The organism is Streptomyces xanthii, from assembly GCF_014621695.1.
Taxonomy (GTDB): domain Bacteria; phylum Actinomycetota; class Actinomycetes; order Streptomycetales; family Streptomycetaceae; genus Streptomyces; species Streptomyces xanthii.
This window is the reverse complement of sequence record NZ_CP061281.1, coordinates 2568381-2588345: the sequence shown is the minus strand read 5'-3', so window position 1 is coordinate 2588345 and position 19965 is coordinate 2568381. Positions and strand designations below refer to the sequence as shown.

General features: G+C 70.0%; 18 protein-coding genes and 1 riboswitch. Of the genes, 7 read left to right on the top strand and 11 right to left on the bottom strand.

Features of this window, described 5'->3' with window-relative positions; translation table 11 throughout:
- The first annotated feature begins 69 nt into the window (after nt 1-69).
- Nucleotides 70-237, top strand: a complete 168-nt coding sequence (locus IAG42_RS11625) for a hypothetical protein (RefSeq protein WP_188336945.1) — start codon at nt 70-72, stop codon at nt 235-237.
- Nucleotides 238-270: 33 nt separating this feature from the next.
- Here the strand turns inward: IAG42_RS11625 and IAG42_RS11620 are convergent, their stop codons facing one another.
- The 6 genes from IAG42_RS11620 to IAG42_RS11595 all read right to left on the bottom strand — a co-directional run bounded on the left by IAG42_RS11620 (nt 271) and on the right by IAG42_RS11595 (nt 7949).
- Complete coding sequence (locus tag IAG42_RS11620; protein WP_188336944.1) at nt 271-1290, bottom strand: ribonucleotide-diphosphate reductase subunit beta; 1020 nt, start codon at nt 1288-1290, stop codon at nt 271-273.
- Nucleotides 1290-3650 (bottom strand): ribonucleoside-diphosphate reductase subunit alpha, encoded by a 2361-nt coding sequence (locus tag IAG42_RS11615; RefSeq protein ID WP_188336943.1) that lies wholly within the window; start codon nt 3648-3650, stop codon nt 1290-1292. Before IAG42_RS11615 ends, IAG42_RS11620 begins: the two co-directional genes overlap by 1 nt.
- Before the next feature lie 127 nt (nt 3651-3777).
- A riboswitch (cobalamin riboswitch) is annotated at nt 3778-3909 on the bottom strand.
- A 47-nt stretch (nt 3910-3956) separates the two neighbouring features.
- Nucleotides 3957-4937, bottom strand: coding sequence for a nucleoside hydrolase (locus IAG42_RS11610; protein ID WP_188336942.1), 981 nt, complete (start codon nt 4935-4937; stop codon nt 3957-3959).
- A 138-nt stretch (nt 4938-5075) separates the two neighbouring features.
- Nucleotides 5076-6704, bottom strand: coding sequence for a monocarboxylate uptake permease MctP (gene mctP, locus IAG42_RS11605; protein ID WP_188336941.1), 1629 nt, complete (start codon nt 6702-6704; stop codon nt 5076-5078).
- Entirely contained in the window at nt 6701-6997 is a 297-nt protein-coding gene (locus IAG42_RS11600; RefSeq protein ID WP_188336940.1) for a DUF3311 domain-containing protein, read from the bottom strand. The genes mctP and IAG42_RS11600 overlap by 4 nt, the downstream gene beginning before the upstream one ends.
- 187 nt (nt 6998-7184) lie before the next feature.
- Nucleotides 7185-7949, bottom strand: coding sequence for a GntR family transcriptional regulator (locus IAG42_RS11595; RefSeq protein WP_188336939.1), 765 nt, complete (start codon nt 7947-7949; stop codon nt 7185-7187).
- Nucleotides 7950-8342: 393 nt separating this feature from the next.
- Here IAG42_RS11595 and IAG42_RS11590 point away from each other — a divergent pair, with 393 nt between their 5' ends.
- From IAG42_RS11590 to IAG42_RS11575, 4 genes are all read left to right on the top strand, one after another.
- Entirely contained in the window at nt 8343-9647 is a 1305-nt protein-coding gene (locus IAG42_RS11590) for a sugar ABC transporter substrate-binding protein (protein WP_188336938.1), read from the top strand.
- A gap of 216 nt (nt 9648-9863) precedes the next feature.
- On the top strand, nt 9864-10742 hold the full coding sequence (locus IAG42_RS11585; RefSeq protein WP_384616737.1) for a carbohydrate ABC transporter permease: 879 nt from the start codon (nt 9864-9866) through the stop codon (nt 10740-10742).
- On the top strand, nt 10739-11605 hold the full coding sequence (locus IAG42_RS11580; RefSeq protein ID WP_188336936.1) for a carbohydrate ABC transporter permease: 867 nt from the start codon (nt 10739-10741) through the stop codon (nt 11603-11605). Before IAG42_RS11585 ends, IAG42_RS11580 begins: the two co-directional genes overlap by 4 nt.
- Nucleotides 11606-11614: 9 nt before the next feature.
- Nucleotides 11615-13096 (top strand): glycoside hydrolase family 3 protein, encoded by a 1482-nt coding sequence (locus IAG42_RS11575; RefSeq protein ID WP_188336935.1) that lies wholly within the window; start codon nt 11615-11617, stop codon nt 13094-13096.
- A gap of 92 nt (nt 13097-13188) precedes the next feature.
- Here the strand turns inward: IAG42_RS11575 and nagB are convergent, their stop codons facing one another.
- On the bottom strand, nt 13189-13974 hold the full coding sequence (gene nagB, locus IAG42_RS11570; protein WP_188336934.1) for a glucosamine-6-phosphate deaminase: 786 nt from the start codon (nt 13972-13974) through the stop codon (nt 13189-13191).
- 695 nt (nt 13975-14669) lie between these two features.
- On the opposite strand from nagB, the gene IAG42_RS11565 reads away from it, so the two are divergent.
- Nucleotides 14670-16136, top strand: coding sequence for a PAS domain-containing sensor histidine kinase (locus IAG42_RS11565; protein WP_188341319.1), 1467 nt, complete (start codon nt 14670-14672; stop codon nt 16134-16136).
- 207 nt (nt 16137-16343) lie between these two features.
- Here IAG42_RS11565 and IAG42_RS11560 read toward each other — a convergent pair whose 3' ends face one another.
- A complete protein-coding gene (locus IAG42_RS11560) occupies nt 16344-16601 on the bottom strand; it encodes a WhiB family transcriptional regulator (protein ID WP_016639615.1) in 258 nt (85 codons plus the stop codon).
- A 319-nt stretch (nt 16602-16920) separates the two neighbouring features.
- Nucleotides 16921-17889, bottom strand: a complete 969-nt coding sequence (locus IAG42_RS11555) for a diacylglycerol/lipid kinase family protein (protein WP_188336933.1) — start codon at nt 17887-17889, stop codon at nt 16921-16923.
- A 126-nt stretch (nt 17890-18015) separates the two neighbouring features.
- On the opposite strand from IAG42_RS11555, the gene IAG42_RS11550 reads away from it, so the two are divergent.
- Nucleotides 18016-18468 (top strand): hypothetical protein, encoded by a 453-nt coding sequence (locus tag IAG42_RS11550; protein ID WP_188336932.1) that lies wholly within the window; start codon nt 18016-18018, stop codon nt 18466-18468.
- A gap of 33 nt (nt 18469-18501) precedes the next feature.
- Here the strand turns inward: IAG42_RS11550 and IAG42_RS11545 are convergent, their stop codons facing one another.
- The gene (locus IAG42_RS11545) at nt 18502-19524 is read right to left on the bottom strand and encodes an RNA polymerase sigma factor SigF (protein ID WP_384627858.1); all 1023 of its coding nucleotides are present in this window, start codon (nt 19522-19524) and stop codon (nt 18502-18504) included.
- Nucleotides 19524-19937 carry an ATP-binding protein gene (locus tag IAG42_RS11540; protein WP_188336930.1) on the bottom strand — a complete coding sequence of 138 codons (414 nt, stop codon included), beginning with the start codon at nt 19935-19937 and terminating at the stop codon, nt 19524-19526. The genes IAG42_RS11545 and IAG42_RS11540 overlap by 1 nt, the downstream gene beginning before the upstream one ends.
- Nucleotides 19938-19965: the final 28 nt, after the last annotated feature.

The window sequence follows — 19965 nt, the reverse complement described above, 5'->3', positions numbered from 1 at the left end:
CAGGAATTCGAGGTTCTATGACAGTCCTGCCACTGCCGCGCGGTCCCGGCGAGCGGGAGAGTGGAGGACATGAACACAGCGATGAACTACCTCACCGTCCTCGTCGTCTTCCTCCTCCTCGCCGCCCCTTCCCTCTACGGGATGGCCCACGACCGCAGGATCGACCGGCAGCTGCGCCGGGCCCGGCAGGACGCTGAACGCGCGTCCCGCCAGGCCCGGTTCACCACGGTCGCCTGACCTGGAAGAGGGCACCAGGCCCCCCGAGGTTGCCTAGAAGTCCTCGTCGAAACCGACCGAGCCCTCCACCGCCACCTGGTACGCCGAGGGCCGGCGCTCGAAGAAGTTCGTCAGCTCCTGGACACCCTGGAGCTCCATGAAGGAGAACGGGTTCTCCGAGCCGTACACGGGCGCGAAGCCGAGCCGCTGCAGACGCTGGTCGGCGACGCACTCCAGGTACTGCCGCATCGAGTCCGTGTTCATGCCGGGCAGACCGTCCCCGCACAGGTCACGGGCGAACTGCAGCTCCGCGTCGACCGCCTCGCGCAGCATGTCGGTCACCTGGACCCGCAGCTCGTCGTCGAACAGGTCCGGCTCCTCCTTGCGGACCGTGTCGACCACGTCGAACGCGAAGGACATGTGCATCGTCTCGTCGCGGAACACCCAGTTGGTGCCGGTCGCGAGCCCGTGCAGCAGGCCCCGCGAGCGGAACCAGTACACGTAGGCGAAGGCCCCGTAGAAGAAGAGCCCCTCGATGCATGCGGCGAAGCAGATCAGGTTCAGCAGGAAGCGGCGGCGGTCGGCCTTCGTCTCCAGGCGGTCGATCTTCTCGACCGAGTCCATCCACTTGAAGCAGAACTCGGCCTTCTCCCGGATCGACGGGATCTCCTCGACCGCGTCGAACGCGGCCGCCCGGTCGTCCGGATCGGGCAGGTACGTGTCCAGAAGGGTCAGATAGAACTGGACGTGCACGGCCTCCTCGAACAGCTGGCGCGACAGGTACAGGCGCGCCTCGGGGGAGTTGATGTGCTTGTACAGGGTGAGCACGAGGTTGTTCGAGACGATCGAGTCGCCCGTCGCGAAGAACGCGACAAGGCGGCCGATCATGTGCTGCTCGCCCGGCGACAGCTTCGCGAGGTCGGCGACGTCCGAGTGGAGGTCGACCTCCTCGACCGTCCACGTGTTCTTGATGGCGTCCCGGTAGCGCTCGTAGAAGTCCGGGTAGCGCATGGGACGCAGGGTCAGCTCGAAGCCCGGGTCCAGCAGGTTCTTCTCGGGGGAGGGAGTGGTCATTACTGGCAGGCCTCGCAGGACTCGGGGTTTTCCAGGGAGCAGGCGACGGCGTCCGGGTCCGCCACCTGGACGGGGACGGTGGAGCGGGCCGCCGCGCGGGCGATGCGCGTCGCGGGGCGCGAGCGCAGGTAGTACGTCGTCTTCAGGCCCGACTTCCAGGCGTACGCGTACATCGAGGAGAGCTTGCCGATGGTCGGCGTCTCCATGAACAGGTTCAGGGACTGGGCCTGGTCCAGGTACGGGGTGCGGGCCGCCGCCATGTCGATCAGGCCGCGCTGCGGGATCTCCCACGCCGTGCGGTACAGCGCCCGCACGTCCGCGGGGACCCAGGTCAGGTCCTGCACCGAGCCGTTGGACTCGCGCAGTGCCTCACGGGTCTGCGCGTCCCACACGCCGAGCTTCTTCAGCTCCTCCACCAGGTACGAGTTGACCTGGAGGAACTCACCGGAGAGCGTCTCGCGCTTGAACAGGTTGGAGACCTGCGGCTCGATGCACTCGTAGACACCGGCGATCGAGGCGATCGTCGCGGTCGGGGCGATCGCGAGCAGCAGCGAGTTGCGCATGCCGACCGCGGCGATGCGCTCGCGCAGCGCCGCCCAGCGCTCCGGCCAGACCGGCTCGACGCCGTAGTGGTCCGGGTGCAGGACGCCGCGCGCGGTGCGGGTCTTCTCCCAGGCCGGCAGCGGCCCGTTGCGCTCGGCGAGGTCCGCCGAGGCCTCGTACGCGGCGAGCATGATCCGCTCGGCGATGCGCGTCGACAGGGCGCGCGCCTCCTCCGAGTCGAAGGGCAGCTGCAGCTTGAAGAACACGTCCTGCAGGCCCATCGCGCCCAGACCCACCGGACGCCACTTCGCGTTGGAGCGGCCCGCCTGCTCGGTCGGGTAGAAGTTGATGTCGACGACCCGGTCCAGGAACGTGACGGCCGTGCGGACGGACGCGTCCAGGCGCTCCCAGTCGATGTCCCCGGTCGCGGTGTCCACGAACGCCCCGAGGTTGACCGAGCCCAGGTTGCACACGGCCGTCTCGCCGTCGTCCGTGACCTCGATGATCTCGGTGCACAGGTTCGAGGAGTGGACCGTGTGGCCGGGCTCCGCCGTCTGGTTGGCGGTGCGGTTGGCGGCGTCCTTGAAGGTCAGCCAGCCGTTGCCGGTCTGCGCGAGGGTGCGCATCATGCGCCCGTACAGGTCCCGCGCGGGGATCGTCTTCTGCGCCTTCCCCGCGGCCTCGGCCTCGCGGTAGGCGGCGTCGAACTCCTCGCCCCACAGGTCGACCAGCTCGGGCACGTCGGCGGGGGAGAACAGCGACCACGGCTGGTCCGCGTTCACCCGGCGCATGAACTCGTCCGGGATCCAGTGCGCGAGGTTCAGGTTGTGCGTGCGGCGCGCGTCCTCACCCGTGTTGTCCCGCAGCTCCAGGAACTCCTCGATGTCGGAGTGCCAGGTCTCCAGGTACACGGCGGCCGCGCCCTTGCGGCGCCCGCCCTGGTTCACGGCGGCGACCGACGCGTCGAGCGTCTTCAGGAACGGCACGATCCCGTTGGAGTGCCCGTTGGTGCCCCGGATCAGCGAACCGCGGCTGCGGACGCGGGAGTACGACAGACCGATGCCGCCGGCGTGCTTGGAGAGGCGGGCCACCTGGTGGTAGCGGTCGTAGATCGAGTCCAGCTCGTCCAGCGGGGAGTCGAGCAGGTAGCAGCTCGACATCTGCGGGTGCCGGGTGCCGGAGTTGAACAGCGTGGGGGAGGAGGGCAGGTAGTCGAGCCGGCTCATCAGGCCGTACAGCGCGGCGACCTCGTCCAGGGCGCGCACCGTCTCGTCCTCGGCCAGGCCGCAGGCCACGCGCAGCAGGAAGTGCTGCGGCGTCTCGACGACCTTTCGGGTGATCGGGTGGCGCAGCAGGTAGCGGCTGAAGAGCGTGCGCAGGCCGAAGTAGCCGAAGCGGTCGTCGGCGGCCGGGTCGATCAGCGCGTCGAGCCGGGCGGCGTGCCCGCGCACGAACTCGGCGGTGCGGTCCGCGATCAGGCCCTCGCGGTGCCCGACCTCGATCGAGCCGGTGAACGAGGTGACGCCCTGCGAGGCGGCCTCGGCGGCGACGGTGAGGGTGAGCAGACGCGCCGCGAGCCGCGAGTAGGCCGGGTCCTCGGAGATCAGTCCGGCGGCCGCCTCAGTGGCGAGCTCGCGCAGCTCCGCCTCGTCGGCCCGGGCGGACCGGCCGCGCAGCGCCGCGGCGGCGACCCGGCCCGGGTCGGCGTCGGGCAGGTCGGCGGTCAGCTCGGTCAGCGTGCGCAGCAGCGCGGTGCCGGGGGCGTCGGCCTCGGCACGGACCGGGGCTGAGGCGGGATCGGCGGGCGCGATCGTCACTGGGGGGCTCTCCCTCGCTCGGCTCGGGGCCCGCGGGGAGGAGGAGTGGCCCGGACGCGCACACGGGGGCGCCCGCGTCACCGGCCCGTTCCGCGAGGCCCTGACGTCTTCGGCACCCGGGCCGGACGGCTCGGGCGCACCGTCGGCAGGTCTTCGGACTCACGTGAGGGGCCTTTGTGGCCTTACGTTCACCGTTGCGGGACAGTTCCGGACTTGCACCGGATTCCCCTGCGACGACAGCGAGAGCGAGCATACATGTTGTGCCCGGGCTTCCGCTCCGGGCCCACATGTTGTGTCGCGGTGAGGTCAGGCCACCCCGGGCCGCTTCAGGAGCGTCGTCACGAAGTCGGCCGTGAAGTCGCGCGGGCCGGTGCCGAGCGCGACCCGGCCGCGGTGCGCGGTGCGGGCGGCGACGAGCGGGGACTCGGCGTAGTAGGCGCGCGGGTAGTCGCTGTCGTAGGGGATGAACACGGTCTTGCCGCGGGTGAGTTCGCTCGCGCACTCCACGACGACGGTGCCGTCGGCGGCGGTGACGAACGACTCGTCGGCGCAGACCCCGACGGCGAGCGGGTCGTGCAGCGGGCTGCCCGCGGCCTCCGTGTACGCCTCCAGGTAGTAGCGCATCAGACGGGCGGTCAGCGCCATGCCCTCGCCCGCGTCCTCCAGGACGGCCAGGTGGTCCTTGGTGAAGCGCCAGCCGTGCGTCGCGTCGAGCCCGACCATCGTGTACCGGATGCCCGAGGACACCACGAGGTCGACGGCGTCCGGGTCCGCCCAGGCGTTGAACTCGGCGACCGGCGTGATGTTCCCGGGCACCTCCGCGGCCCCGCCCATGAAGACGAGGTGCTTCACGCGCCGCGCGAAGTCGGGGTCCTCGGTGAGCGCGAGCGCCACGTTGGTCAGCGGGCCCGTCGCGCACACGGTCAGCTCGCCCTCGTACTGGCGTGAGAGGCGCAGCATGGCCTGCGCGGAGGTCTCCGTCTGCTCGGGAACGCTCGCGTCGGGCAGCCGCTCGGCGCCGAGGCCCTCCGCGCCGTGGAACTCGCCGGCCGCGGAGTACGGCAGCCGGGTCAGCGGTCGGCCCGCGCCCCGGTGCACGGGCACGTCGCCGTCGATGCCGAAGGCGCGGGCCAGGGCGCGGCCGTTGCGGAAGGTCTGTGAGGCGGGCACGTTGCCGCCGACGGTCGTGTAGGCCTTGAGGTCCCACAGGCCGGTGCCGAGCAGGTACTGGAGCGCGACGGCGTCGTCGATGCCGGGGTCGCTGTCGAGGACGATGGGTGCGGTCAAGGGTTCCTCCAGGGCGGGTGGTGCCGATCGTCGGGTGGTGCCGACCGTCGGCCACCGTAACGGGACGAGCCCCTCCGGAGTCGGAGGGGCTCGTCCTTCGAGAAAGGCTCTTCGGGAAAGGGTCTGACCAGGGCGCGGCTAGTGTCCGGCGCCGGTCCCGACGGCCGGGAGCTCGACCTTCACGCCCTTGTCGCCGGCGTCGGCCGTGTAGTCCGACGGAGACGTCTCGTCGATGCCGTCCGGGGCCTTGAGCGCCTTCAGGACGAAGGTGAGGACCACGGTGACGACGACGTTCAGGACGAACGCGGTGAGGCCGATGTAGCCGATCTCGCCGATGCCCGGGATCTCCTTGGCGGAGCCGCCGAAGTGCTTCTGCGTCGGCGAGGCCACCCCGTACGCGGCGACCGTGCCGTAGACCATGCCGACGGCCCAGCCGGCGAGCAGGGCCCAGCGGTGGAACCAGCGGGTGAACAGGCCGCCGACCAGGGCCGGGAAGGTCTGCAGGATCCAGATGCCGCCGAGCAGCTGGAAGTTGATGGCGACGGTCTTGTCCATGGTGAGGACGAACGCGAGCGCGCCGACCTTCACCAGCAGGGACACCAGCTTGGAGACCTTGGTCTCCTGCGCGGGCGTGGCGTCCGGCTTGATGAAGTCCTTGTAGATGTTGCGGGTGAAGAGGTTGGCCGCGGCGATGGACATGATCGCGGCGGGGACGAGCGCGCCGATGCCGATGGCCGCGAACGCGACGCCCGTGAACCAGTCCGGGAACATGTTCTCGAACAGCTGCGGGATCGCCAACTGGCCGTTCTGGACCGTGACTCCGGCCGCGATCGCCATGAAGCCGAGCAGCGCCAGCAGGCCGAGCATGAGCGAGTACAGCGGCAGGATCGTGGTGTTGCGCCGGATGACCTCGCGGCTCTTCGACGACAGGGTCGCCGTGATCGAGTGCGGGTACATGAACAGCGCGAGCGCCGAGCCGAGCGCGAGGGTCGCGTACGTCCAGGTGCCCTGCGAACCGGGTGCGAGCGCCCCGACGGGCTTCTCGGTCGCGGGGTTGATCTGCTCGAACTTCTTGCCGGCCGCGGCGAAGATGTCGTCGAAGCCGCCCAGCTTGATCGGGATGTAGATGATCGCGACGGCGATGACGATGTAGATCAGCGTGTCCTTGACGAACGCGATGAGCGCCGGGGCCCGCAGACCCGAGGAGTACGTGTACGCGGCGAGGACCGCGAACGCGATCAGCAGCGGCAGGTCCTTGACGAACCAATTGGTGCCCTCGTCGCCGCCGACGCCCATGACGTCCAGGACGGCCTGGATGCCGACGAGCTGGAGCGCGATGTACGGCATCGTGGCGAGGATGCCGGTGATCGCGACGGCCAGGGACAGGCCCTTGGAGCCGAAGCGGCCGCGCACGAAGTCCGAGGTGGTCACGTAGCCGTGCTTGTGCGAGACCGACCACAGGCGCGGCAGGAACGTGAAGATGAGCGGGTACACGAGGATCGTGTAGGGCACCGCGAAGAAGCCGGAGGCACCGGCCGCGTAGATCGCCGCCGGGACGGCCACGAAGGTGTAAGCCGTGTAGAGGTCGCCGCCGAGCAGGAACCAGGTGATCCAGGTGCCGAACGAGCGGCCGCCCAGGCCCCATTCGTCGAGGGACGCCTCGTTCTCGGCGCGCCGCCAGCGGGCGGCGAGGAAGCCCATGACCGTGACGGCCACGAAGAACAGGATGAAGACGGTGAGTGCGACACCGTTCACGCCGTCGTTCACGCGCCGGCCCCTTCCTGGGAGGCCTCGGAGGCCTGCTTACGGGACGCCTGGTCGTGCTTCCACAGCTTGTACGCGACCATCGTGAGCGCCGTCGAGATCAGCACCCAGAGCATCTGGTACCAGTAGAAGAACGGGATGCCGATGAACGCGGGGTCCACCTTGGCGTAGGAGCTGACCCAGAGCATCGCCACGAACGGGGCGATGAGACACAAGGCCACCACGACACGGAGCGGGGTCACCGTCCGCGTGTCTGCTTGCCGCGCTGGTCGCGCGGCTTCCGGCGCATTGGACATAGAGCGGTTCCGTCCCCTCGCTGGCCCTATTTATCTCGGCTTAACGTCCGGGAAATCTAAGCGAGAGTCTCGCCTCATGGAACCCTTGTCCGGATAACGGACGCACCGATGCCGTACTGATATCAACTACCCGGCACCGGTGGGCCGTATGTGAGAAATGCGGGGGGTGAAAGGGGGTGAGGGGCGCTCAGTCCATGGGGCGCTTGAGGCGCGCCACGAACTTGTACCGGTCGCCCCGGTAGACCGAGCGCACCCACTCCACGGGCTTGCCCGAGCCGTCGATCGAGTGCCGGGAGAGCATCAGCATCGGCAGGCCCACGTCCGTGCCGAGCAGTCCGGCCTCGCGGGGCGTGGCGAGCGAGGTCTCGATGGTCTCCTCGGCCTCGGCGAGCCGGACGTCGTAGACCTCGGCGAGCGCGGTGTAGAGCGAGGTGTACTTCACGAGGCTGCGGCGCAGCGCGGGGAAGCGCTTCGCTGACAGGTGCGTGGTCTCGATGGCCATCGGCTCACCGCTGGCCAGGCGCAGCCGCTCGATGCGCAGGACGCGCCCGCCGGCGGAGATGTCGAGCAGCCCGGCGAGGGTGTCGTCGGCCGTCACGTACCCGATGTCGAGCAGCTGCGAGGTGGGCTCCAGGCCCTGGGCGCGCATGTCCTCGGTGTAGGAGGTGAGTTGGAGCGCCTGCGAGACCTTGGGCTTGGCGACGAAGGTGCCCTTGCCCTGGATGCGCTCCAGGCGGCCCTCGACGACCAGCTCCTGCAGGGCCTGGCGGACCGTGGTGCGGGAGGTGTCGAACTCGGCGGCGAGGGTGCGCTCCGGGGGGACGGGGGTGCCGGGCGGCAGGGTCTCCGTCATGTCCAGGAGGTGCTTCTTCAGGCGGTAGTACTTGGGCACACGTGCGGTACGGACAGGCGCCCCGCCCTCGTTCTCCGCACTGCTGACGTCGGTGCTCATGCTCCGCCTTCCCGGCTCCGGTGCCGATGCGACCGATGCGTCCGCCGGTCACGGCTCACATCGTGGCACGGCTCGCTCCGGGGTACTCCCGCACGCTCCGTGATCCCTTCTTATATCGTCCGGCGCCCCTCTGGTCTAGTCCACCCCGCCGGACGGGGGGACGGGGTCAACGGCCGTGCTCCGAAGGGTGGGTGTCGTTCCGGTAACGGACCCACAGTCCCTTCACAACCACCCTTGACAGCCCCATTGGTCTGGTCCAAGCTCCCCGTACTGGTCTACACCATTAGTGGCCAGGTCCCAGTCCCATCAGCCGTATCCGCGTACGTGCTTCGCGTACTCGCCGTATGTCATCGCTGTGGGTGGGGGGTTGCAGGCATCCCTGAGGAGGGTGACATGAAGCGCAAGCTCATCGCGGCGGTCGGCGTCGCGGCCATGATGACCGGGGTCGCGGCCTGTGGGGGCGACGGTGGCGACAACGCCGGCAAGGACCCGAAGGACCGCACCGGCTCGGTGACCGTCTGGCTGATGGTGGACGCGCAGAGCACCTGGCCCGAGCTGGTCAAGGACGTCAACGCCCAGTTCAAGAAGAAGTACCCGAAGGTCAAGGTCGACGTCGCCTACCAGCAGTGGGCGGACAAAGCCAAGAAGCTCGACACCGCCCTCGGCGGCGACAAGTTCCCGGACGTCGTCGAGCTCGGCAACACCGAGACCATGCAGTACATCCTCAACGGCGCGCTCGCCGAGATCGACCCGAAGAAGTACGACAACAGCGACACCTGGATCAAGGGCCTCAAGGACACCTGCACCTTCGAGGGCAAGCAGTACTGCGTGCCCTACTACGCCGGTGCGCGCGTCGCGATCTACAACAAGGACATGCTGAAGGCGGCCACCGGCTCCGACACGCTGCCCACCACCGAGGACGACTTCCTCAAGGCGATGGACAAGGAGACGGCGAAGCAGGGGAAGAAGGACAAGCGCTTCTCCTCGCTCTACCTGCCCGGCCGCTACTGGTACGCCGCGATGTCCTACGTCGCCGCGTACGGCGGCCAGATCGCCCAGTACGACGAGGGCTCCAAGGAGTGGAAGGCCAGCCTCTCCGACCCGAAGGCGCAGGAGGGCATCCAGCACTTCATCGACCTCGTCAAGAAGTACAACAAGGGCGACATCACCAAGGACGAGCAGGACCACGCCAATGTGATGGCCAACGAGAAGGCCGGCGTCCTGTACGGCAACGGCTGGGAGGCCGGCTCCGTCATCGACGGCAAGGCCAACGGCAACCCGAAGCTCGAGGGCAAGATCGCCACCGCCGCGATGCCCGGCCCGAACGGCAAGACCCTGCCGTCCTTCATCGGCGGCTCCGACCTCGCGGTGACGCAGAAGTCGAAGAACGCGGACCTCGCCGAGGACTGGATCTCCATGTTCACGAGCGAGAAGTCCGAGGAGGTCCTCGCCTCCAAGAACATCCTCCCGAACAACACCAAGCAGCTGCAGCCGCTGAAGGACAAGCCGGAGACGGCCCCTGTCGCCAACGCGGTCGAGAGTGCCTGGTTCACGCCGATCGCCCCGGGCTGGACCGCGATCGAGAAGGAGGAGGTCCTGAAGAACATGCTGCTCGACATCCTCAAGGGCAAGTCCGTGGCCGAGGCGACCAAGGCCGCCGACGCCAAGATCGACGAGCTGATCAACAAGGAGTCCTGAGCCTTCGGGCTCCGGATGAAGGGCGGGGCCGGTTCACCTGATCCGGCCCCGCCCCTCGTCTCCCTTTCGCCGAGCACGAGAAAGGTCAGCCACGTGACTGCCGCCGACACCAAGGCCGCCGGGCCGCCGCTCAGCGCAGCGGACACCCCGGAAGGGGGGACGGTCCACAAGAGCCGCCCCGCCGGCACCGGCCGCCCGAAGCGGAAGAAGGGGGCGCTGCTCCCCTACCTCCTGATCCTGCCGGCGATCGTCGCGCTGGCCGCCGTCTACGCGTACCCCCTGGTCAAGACCGTGATCATGTCCTTCCAGGACATGGGACGGCGCGAGCTGTGGACGGGCGAGAGCCCGCCGTGGGTCGGCTTCGACCAGTTCACCAACATCCTGGGCGACGCCGAGTTCTGGCACGTCACCCTGCGCACCGTCGTCTTCATGGCGGTCTGCGTCGTCGCCACCATGGCGATCGGCCTGCTGGTCTCGCTCCTGATGATGCGCCTGTCCACCTGGGTGCGGCTCACGCTCACCACGGCCCTCATCGCCGCCTGGTCGATGCCCCTCCTGGTCGCCTCGTCGATCTTCCGCTGGCTCGCCGACTCCGACTACGGCCTGGTCAACACGATCATCGCCAAGTTCGCCGGCGACGACTGGCTCGGCCACAACTGGTTCCTCGACCCGCTCCAGGGCTTCGCCGTGATCGCCGCGCTCGTCATCTGGGGCGCCATCCCGTTCGTCGTGATCACCCTGTACGCGGCCCTCACCCAGGTCCCCGGAGAACTCACCGAGGCCGCCCAGCTCGACGGCGCCTCCGCCTTCGGCGTCTTCCGCTTCGTCACCTGGCCGGTCATCAAGCCCGTCTTCATCATGGTGACCACGCTCTCCGTGATCTGGGACTTCAACGTCTTCGGCCAGATCTGGCTGCTGCGCGGCAACAAGCCCGAACCGGACTACGAGACCCTCGGCCTCTACTCCTTCTCCAAGGCGTTCACCTCGACGTCCTTCAGCCAGGGCACCGCCATCGCCCTGGTCACCGTACTGATGCTGTCCGGCGTGGCCGTGTACTACCTGCGCCAGCTCATGAAGACAGGAGAGGTCGAATGAGCGCCTCCACGCCGACCCACCCGCAGGACCTGCGGCCCGACCGCAAGAAGACGAAGCTCGGCTACAACGTCCTCGGCCTCGTCATCGCCGTCGTCATGGCCTTCCCCGTCTACTGGCTGATCATCTCGGCGCTGCGCCCCAACCACGAGATCCGCTCCTACGACCAGACGCTGTGGCCCTCGTCGATCACCTTCGACAACTTCGCGCGCGCCGTGAAGCAGCCCAACTTCGCCACCGCGATCCAGTCCAGCCTCATCATCTCGATCACCGCCGTCGTCGGCGGCATGATCATCGCGACCCTCGCGGCACTCGCCGTCGGCCGCTTCCGCTTCACCGGCCGGCGCGCCCTGCTCATGGTCCTGATCCTGGTCCAGATGCTGCCGCCGACCGCGATGCTCATTCCGATCTACGCCCAGCTCAACGCGATGGGCGGCCTCAACGAGTACTGGGGCGTCATCGTCGTCTACCTCGTCTCCACGCTGCCCTTCGCCACGGTCATGATCCGCGGCTTCGTGGTCAACATCCCCGTGGAACTGGAGGAGTCGGCGATGGTCGACGGCTGCACGCGCATGGGCGCGTTCCGCCGGATCATCTTCCCGCTGCTCGCCCCCGGCCTCGCCGCCTCGTCGATCTTCGCGCTCGTCAACGCCTGGAACGAGTACCTGTTCGCGTACATCCTGATGAACGACGACTCGAAGTACACCCTGAACGTCTGGCTCATGACGTTCACGACGGAACGGGGCACCGACTACGGCGCCCTGATGGCCGCGTCCACGATGATCGCCCTGCCGGTGGTGGTCTTCTTCATGTTCATCCAGAAGAAGATGGCCACAGGTCTCACCTCCGGCGCCGTGAAGGGATAACGCCACCCGATGACGACACTCGCCCACGGAACCGACACGCTCACGCGGGACGCGCTGACGGTCCTGCAGCCCGGATTCACCGGCACCACCGCCCCCGACTGGCTGCTGCGGCGCCTCGGCGAAGGCCTCGCCTCCGTCGGCCTGTTCGGCCGCAACATCGCCACGCCCGCCCAGCTCGCCGCCCTCACCGCCCAGCTGCGGGCCGAGCGCGAGGACGTCCTCGTCGCCATCGACGAGGAGGGCGGCGACGTCACCCGCCTCGAAGTCCGTACGGGCTCCTCGTTCCCCGGCAACCACGCGCTCGGCGCCGTCGACGACGCCGAGCTGACCCGGGCGGTCGCGCACGAACTCGGCCGCCGCCTCGCCGCCTGCGGCGTCAACCTCAACTGGGCGCCCTCCGCCGACGTCAACGCCAACCCCGACAACCCCGTCATCGGCGTCCGCTCCTTCGGCTCCGACACGGACCTCGTCTCCCGCCACACCGCCGCCTACGTCGAGGGCCTCCAGGCCGCCGGGGTCGCCGCCTGCACCAAGCACTTCCCCGGGCACGGCGACACGGGCGTCGACTCCCACCACGACCTGCCCCGCATCGACGTGGGCCTCGACGTGCTGCACGCCCGCGACCTCGCCCCGTTCCGCGCGGCGATCGCCGCCGGCAGCCGCGCCGTCATGAGCGCCCACATCCTGGTCCCGGCCCTCGACCCGGACCGGCCGGCGACCCTCTCGCGCCGCATCCTCACGGGGCTGCTCCGCGAGGAGCTCGGCTACGACGGGCTCATCGTCACCGACGGCATGGAGATGCAGGCCATCTCCGCGACCTACGGCATCGAGCGCGGCAGCGTCCTCGCGATCGCCGCCGGCGCCGACGCCATCTGCGTGGGCGGCGGCCTCGCCGACGACGACACCGTGCTGCGGCTGCGCGACGCCCTGGTCGCCGCCGTGCGCTCGGGTGACCTCTCCGAGGAGCGGCTCGCGGACGCGGCCGCGCGCGTGCGGTCCCTCGCGGAGTGGACCCGGGCCCGGGGCGGCACTCCGACCCACCCGGCGGACACCGAGGTGGGGCTGACCGCCGCGCGCCGGGCGCTCACCGTGACCCGGAGCGCGGACGCCGCGCCGGTGACGGGGCCCGTGCACGTCGCGGCCTTCACCCCGGTCGCCAACATCGCGGTCGGCGACGAGACCCCCTGGGGCGTCGCCGCCGAACTCGAACGGCTGCTGCCCGGCACCACGACGGGGTCCTACACGGGCCCGGACGCGGGCGAGAAGGCCCTCGCCGCCGCGGGGGACCGGCGCCTCGTCGCCGTCGTCCGCGACGAGCACCGGCACGCCTGGATGTCCGCGGCCCTGGACACCCTGCTGTCCGCCCGCCCCGACACCCTGGTCGTCGAGATGGGCGTCCCCCAGGCACCGCCCCGGGGCGCGCTCCACATCGCCACCCACGGCGCGGCCCGCGTCTGCGGCCTGGCCGCCGCCGAGGTCATCGTCGGGTAGGCCGGGGCCGCCGCCTCGGGCACTGCGCACAGATGCCGGTCACCCCGGACGAGGGGTGACCGGCATCGGCGTGGCGAGACGCGATCGGAGGCCTACAGGCCCTGCCACTCCGGCTTGTTGGCGAACGTGTGGCGGAAGTACTGGGTCAGCTTCAGCTTCGACGCGGCGCCTTCGTCCACGACCACCGTCGCGTGCGGGTGCAGCTGCAGCGCGGACGCCGGCACGACCGAGGCCACGGGCCCCTCCACGGTCGCGGCCACCGCGTCGGCCTTCCCCTCGCCCGTGGCGAGCAGCACCAGGTGCCGCGCCTCCAGGATCGTCCCGATCCCCTGCGTGATGACGTGCCGCGGCACCTGGCTGAGGTCCCCGTCGAAGAACCGCGCGTTGTCCGCGATGGTCTGCTCCGTGAGCGTCTTGATCCGGGTCCGGGACGCGATCGAGGAACACGGCTCGTTGAACCCGATGTGCCCGTCCGTGCCGATCCCGAGCAGCTGCAGATCGACCCCGCCGGCCTCGGACAGCGCCCTGTCGTACGCCTCGCACGCGGCCTGCACGTCCTCCGCGCTGCCGTCCGGCCCCATGAACGCGTCCGCGTCGAGCCCGAGCGGCTCCACGACCTCGCGCAGCACCGTCGCGCGGTACGACTCGGGGTGCCCGGTGGGCAGTCCGACGTACTCGTCGAGCTGGGCGATCCGCGCCCGCGACGCGTCCACCTCACCGGCGCGCACCTTGGCCGTCAGGGCCTGGTAGATGGGCAGCGGGGTCGAGCCGGTGGCCACGCCGAGCAGCGCGTCGGGCTTGCGCCGCAGCAGCTGGGCCATCGCCTCGGCGATCAGCTCGCCGCCTGCCTTGGCGTCCGGAACGATCACAACTTCCACGCTGGGCCTGCCGTTCTGGTCAGAGGGGAAACTAGTGGTATAGACCAATCTAGCAGAGCAAGACCCCGCCGGACAGGCGTTCGGCGGGGATGTCCGGCCCGTTCGTCCGCCCCCTGGGACCATGCTCCGCGCTGGGCGTGACCTCGGCACGTCGAGCGGCCGGACCGCCCGGCGACCCGCACGGTGACCTGCTCCGCGATGACGGCATGGCTACGAATTGAACTCACGACTCCCGGTAACCGCGGGAAAGGGCGTACGTTGGACCAGGCGTACTTTTGAGTAACCCTCGAGTACGCCCCCGGGGGAGGGGGCGTGACAGGACGCCGCGAACAAACCCCCGCCGACGCATGGACACGACCAAATGGTCTAGTCCACAATGCGAAGTGCGAAGAACAAGACCAGAGACTTCCGCCCTCCCCGCACAGGAGGACGGACAGAGGAACCGTCGCTCTCTGCCCTGACTGCGACGGATCCTCGATCGGCACCCGGGACCGCACACCCGGAAGCCGGTGCACCTGAAGGGCTGCGGTGCCAGGGAACGGGTTGAGGGTCCCGCCCCCGGCGCCGCGGCCCGTCGGTGTTTCCAGGGCCCTCAGGGCCGCTGGAGACCCCAGGGCTCCCCGGCCCCCTTTCCGGCCCGGCCGACCGATTCGGGACCCCGCTCACCGCCGGGTACGCTCGGGCTCGTGCCCTCCATGAACGATCTCGTCCGCCAGCACACCGCCCTCGGCGACTCCGACCTCGAGTGGCTGCACCTGCTGGTCTCGGAGTGGCAGCTGCTCTCCGACCTCTCCTTCGCCGACCTGGTCCTGTGGGTCCCCACCCGCGACGGCACCCGGTACGTCTCCGTCGCGCAGATGCGGCCCAACACGGGCCCGACCTCCTACCAGGACGACATGGTCGGCCACCTCGTGCCGCGCGGCCGCCGCCCCATGCTGGACGCCGCCCTGGACGAGGGCCGCATCGTCCGCGAGGGCGACCCGGAGTGGCGCGAGGAGGTCCCGGTCCGGGTCGAGTCGATCCCCGTACGCCGTGAGGGCCGCGTCCTCGGCGTCATCGCGCGGAACACGAACCTGCTCACGGTCCGCACCCCCTCACGGCTCGAACTGACCTACCTCCAGTCGGCCTCCGACCTCGCGCAGATGATCGCCGCGGGCTCCTTCCCGTTCCCCGGGCAGCAGGTCGACATGGACGCCTCCCCGCGCGTGGGCGACGGCCTGATCCGGCTCGACGCCGACGGGGTCGTCCAGTACGCCTCGCCGAACGCGCTGTCCGCGTACCACCGCCTCGGCTTCCAGGCCGACCTCGTCGGCCACCACCTCGGCTCCACCACCGCCGAACTCGCCCCGTCGCGCGGCCCGGTGGACGAGGCGCTCGCCAAGGTCGCCAGCGGCTGGGCCCCGCGCGAGTTCGAGATCGAGGGCGAGGAGGGCTCGATCCAGCTCCGCGCCATCCCGCTCAAGCCCAAGGGCACCCGGATCGGCTCCCTCGTCCTGCTGCGCGACGTGACGGAACTGCGCCGCCGCGAGCGGGAGTTGATCACCAAGGACGCCACCATCCGGGAGATCCACCACCGGGTGAAGAACAATCTGCAGACCGTCGCCGCGCTGCTGCGCCTCCAGGCCCGGCGCATCGGCGACGACCGGGGCCGCGAGGCCCTGGAGGAGGCGGTCCGCCGGGTCGGCTCCATCGCGATCGTCCACGAGACGCTGTCCCAGAACCTGGACGAGCGCGTGGAGTTCGACGAGATCGCCGACCGGGTCCTCGCGATGGTGGCGGAGATCTCCCCGGGCCAGGTGACCGGCCGGCGCACCGGCCGCTTCGGCATCCTGGACGCCGAGGTGGCGACCCCGCTCTCCATGGTCCTGACCGAGGTCCTGCAGAACGCGCTGGAGCACGGCTACCGGCAGGGCGACACCGGCACGGTCGAGGTCGGGGCCGTCCGCGGCGGCACCACCAAGGAAGCCCGGCTGCTGATCACCGTGCAGGACGACGGCGTCGGACTGCCCGAGGGCTTCGACCCGAAGAAGGCCGGCAACCTCGGCCTCCAGATCGTGCGCACCCTGGTCGAGGGCGAACTGGGCGGCACCTTCGACATGGTCCCCGCCCCCGAGCGCGGCACCCGGGTCATCCTCGACATCCCGGTGAACTCCAGCAAGTAGGCGCCTCGCCAGAGGAAGTGACGCTGCGCACACAGCAGTGAGCCCCGGACCGTCGGAACGGTCCGGGGCTCACTGCTCGCGTTGCTCGGGTCATGTCCCGGGCGGAGCCTGGGGGAGCATCGGGGGTACTGCGCGCTGCGGCTCGGGGGCGGGAGATGCGTACGCGATGTACGCGCCGCCGGGCTCAGGCTCGAACGGGGTGGGGAATCAGGCGGAGGCCTGACGGGCCCGGTTGCGGGCGGCGCGGCGCTTCATCGCGCGGCGCTCGTCCTCGCTGAGGCCACCCCAGACGCCGGAGTCCTGGCCGGACTCGAGCGCCCACTGCAGGCACTGCTCCATGACGGGGCAGCGGCGGCAGACGGCCTTGGCTTCCTCGATCTGCAGCAGCGCAGGACCGGTGTTGCCGATGGGGAAGAAGAGCTCGGGGTCTTCCTCGCGGCAAACGGCGTTGTGACGCCAGTCCATGGCTGCTACCTCTCCTTGGTATTACGTGCAAGTTGCTTGTGAATGTGAACGCTTTCACGAATCCCTCAACAAGTGAAGGGACGAACGTCACATCTGCGACGGCTGTCCGTTGCTTGGAGGAGGGGATTCGGGCTCTCTGTGGGGCCGATGTTGCGGGCCGTCCCGAGCGCCATGTAGAGATTCGCAAACCTCGGCGGCGGATACAACCCCTTCAGGAAAGTTTTTTTTGATTCCTCGGTGTCGCCTCGGTCACAGCCGTACTTCCATGGGGTGGAGCCCAGCCCAAACGTTCGAGATAAAGGACCAAGGGCCCTTCCACTCACACAATCACACGCAGTGCACGGCGAACGCCTGTGAACGTCACGCTCGTACGCAGCCCCAGGTGGTCACCGTCCATCTGGAGCGGCAGGGGCACCTTGGAATGCAAGGTGAAGTCGGTGAGGTCGTGGAGCGTGACCGCGTTCTTGCCGCGGGGGCCCCGCTCGGGAGTGGAGGCGAGCAGTTGGCCGCCGTAACGGGCGACCGCCGGGGTCGACAGTTTCTTGAGTCCGAGCACGTCAAGGCCGGTGTCGAAGGACGCCTGAGGCGTCGGATAGAGCGGCCGGTTACCCAGGAACGACCACGGTGAGGTGTTGCTCACTATGGAGACCACGAGATCCGTGACCGGGTCCTCGCCCGGACGTTCGAGCGTGATCGTGCCGTGCCGGCGGTCCGGCTCCCCGAGGAACTGGCGCACCACCTGTCGCACATACAGAGCGTGCGTCGAACGCTTGCCCCGCTCCCGCTGCTGCTCGACCCGGCCGACCACACCCGCGTCGAAGCCGAGCCCCGCGCTGAAGGTGAACCAGCGGGACGGCACCGCCTCGTCCTCCGTGCCGGGCGTGCCCGCGGCGAGCCCCAGGCCCACCGTGCGCTGCCGGCCCTCGCGCAGGGCGTCCAGAAGCTGGCCGGTGGCCTCCACCGGATGGTTCTGCAGACCCAGGGCGCGGGCGAAGACGTTCGTGGAGCCGCCGGGGACGACCGCCAGACCGGGCAGCCGGTCCAGGTCGGGGCCCGCGTGCAGCAGCCCGTTCACGACCTCGTTGACCGTGCCGTCGCCACCGAGGGCGACGACCAGCTCGATGTCCTTGCTCTCCGCGGCCTGCCGCCCGAGGTCCCGGGCGTGCCCGCGGTACTCGGTCGTCACCGCCTCCAGCTTCATCTCGCTGGCGAGCGCGTGGATGAGGACATCGCGCGTGCGCGCACTGGTGGTGGTTGCCGCCGGATTGACCACGAGGAGTGCACGCATGCAAGGCAGGGTACCTAGCGACCTTGATCGGGCCCAGACCGAGGTAGGAGTCGGGTAGGAGTCAGGGCCCCGGCGGCCCGGGGGAGGGCCTCGGGAACGCGGGCGCGCGGGGGCTACTCTGCAAAGGTGACCTCAGAGCAGAACCCCGCCCCCGAGACGTCCGCACCGACCGAGCCCCGCCCCGGCCGGCTGACCGCCGCCGCGGCCCTGGCCGGCCTCGAGGGCGCCGCACTCGTCGTGGGCGGCGCCTACATGCTGGTCGCCGCGCTCACCGGACACCCCGACAACCGCCAGCAGGCGATCACCGGCGGCGTCACCCTGATCGTGCTCGCCCTGCTGCCGCTGCTCGCCGCGCGCGGCCTGCTCGCGCTGAAGAGCTGGAGCCGCGGGCCCGCGATCATCACGCAGATCATGGCGCTGCCCGTCGCCTACACGCTGGGCCAGAGCGGCGGCGTGGCCCTGCCCTTCGGTATCGCGCTCGCGGCCGTGGCGCTCACGGCCCTGGTGATGCTCGTCAACCCGGCGACCACCGTCGCGCTCGGCATCCGCATGCCGGGCAGCGCGAAGGGCCCGGAGTAGCCCCCGAGCCCTTCACTCACATCCGCGGAGCCTCTACTCCTCCACGAGGAGCTTCTCCCGGAGCTGGGCCAGGGTGCGGGCCAGCAGGCGGGAGACGTGCATCTGGGAGATGCCGACCTCCTGCGCGATCTGCGACTGCGTCATGTTCCCGAAGAAGCGCAGGAGCAGGATGCGCTTCTCGCGCGGCGGCAGGTCCTCCAGGAGCGGCTTGAGGGACTCGCGGTACTCGACGCCCTCCAGCGCCTCGTCCTCGGCGCCCAGGGTGTCCGCGACCGCCGGTGACTCGTCGTCCGTGTCGGGGACGTCCAGGGACAGCGTGGAGTACGCGTTGGCCGACTCCAGACCCTCCAGGACCTCCTCCTCCGAGATCCCCAGCTTCTCGGCGAGCTCGTGGACCGTGGGGGAGCGCCCGTGCAGCTGGGACAGCTCCGCCGTCGCCGTGGTCAGCGCGAGCCGCAGCTCCTGGAGCCGGCGCGGGACGCGCACCGCCCAGCCCTTGTCCCGGAAGTGCCGCTTGATCTCCCCGACCACCGTCGGGGTCGCGTACGTGGAGAACTCCACCCCGCGCTCCGGGTCGAAGCGGTCGACCGACTTGATCAGGCCGATCGTCGCGACCTGCGTCAGGTCGTCCAGCGGCTCGCCGCGGTTGCGGAAGCGGCGCGCCAGGTGCTCGACGAGCGGCAGGTGCATGCGCACGAGCCGGTTGCGCAGATCCGCGTACTCGGGGCTGCCGTCCTTCAGGGTGCGCAGCTCGAGGAACAACGCCTTGGCGTTGCTGCGGTCCTGGGGATCGCGCGTGCCCTGCTGCTCACCCTGTCGCTGTTGGTCGCTCATCCGTCCCGCCCGTCGCGCGTCCGATCCACCGGGGCCCCCGCGAGTCTCGGGCCCGGAGGGCGGCGCTGCCTGCTGTGCCCCGTCGGCCGCCGGGTCCTCCGGGTGCGGCCGGGCCTGCTGCTCAGGGATGCCGGTGGTCAGCCGGCGGATCCCGCCCGTGCCGTCGGCCGGGAGATCTCGTGTGCCGCTCTTGTCGTCCCGCACCGGACCACCCCCGTCCATCACGCCGGGCCGGGGCCCGCGCCGCGCTTCTTGTAGAGGCTGATCGAGACCGTGTTGTCCTCGGCGACCGAGGACTCGACCTGGCCGGCCAGGGCGGAGAGGACCGTCCAGGCGAAGGTGTCGCGCTCCGGGGCCCGGCCGTCCGTGGTCGGGGCGGACACGGTCACCTCCAGGGAGTCGTCCACGAGGCGGAACACACAGCTGAGCACGGAGCCCGCGACGGCCTGCTGGAGCAGGATCGCGCAGGCCTCGTCGACCGCGATGCGGAGGTCCTCGATCTCGTCGAGGGTGAAGTCCAAACGCGCTGCCAGACCGGCCGTGGCCGTCCGCAGCACCGACAGGTAGGCACCCGCAGCCGGCAGCCGGACTTCCACGAAGTCCTGATTCCCGGGCTCGCCTGCGATCTGGGACACCCTCACCTCCAAGGTGGTACAAGCACTT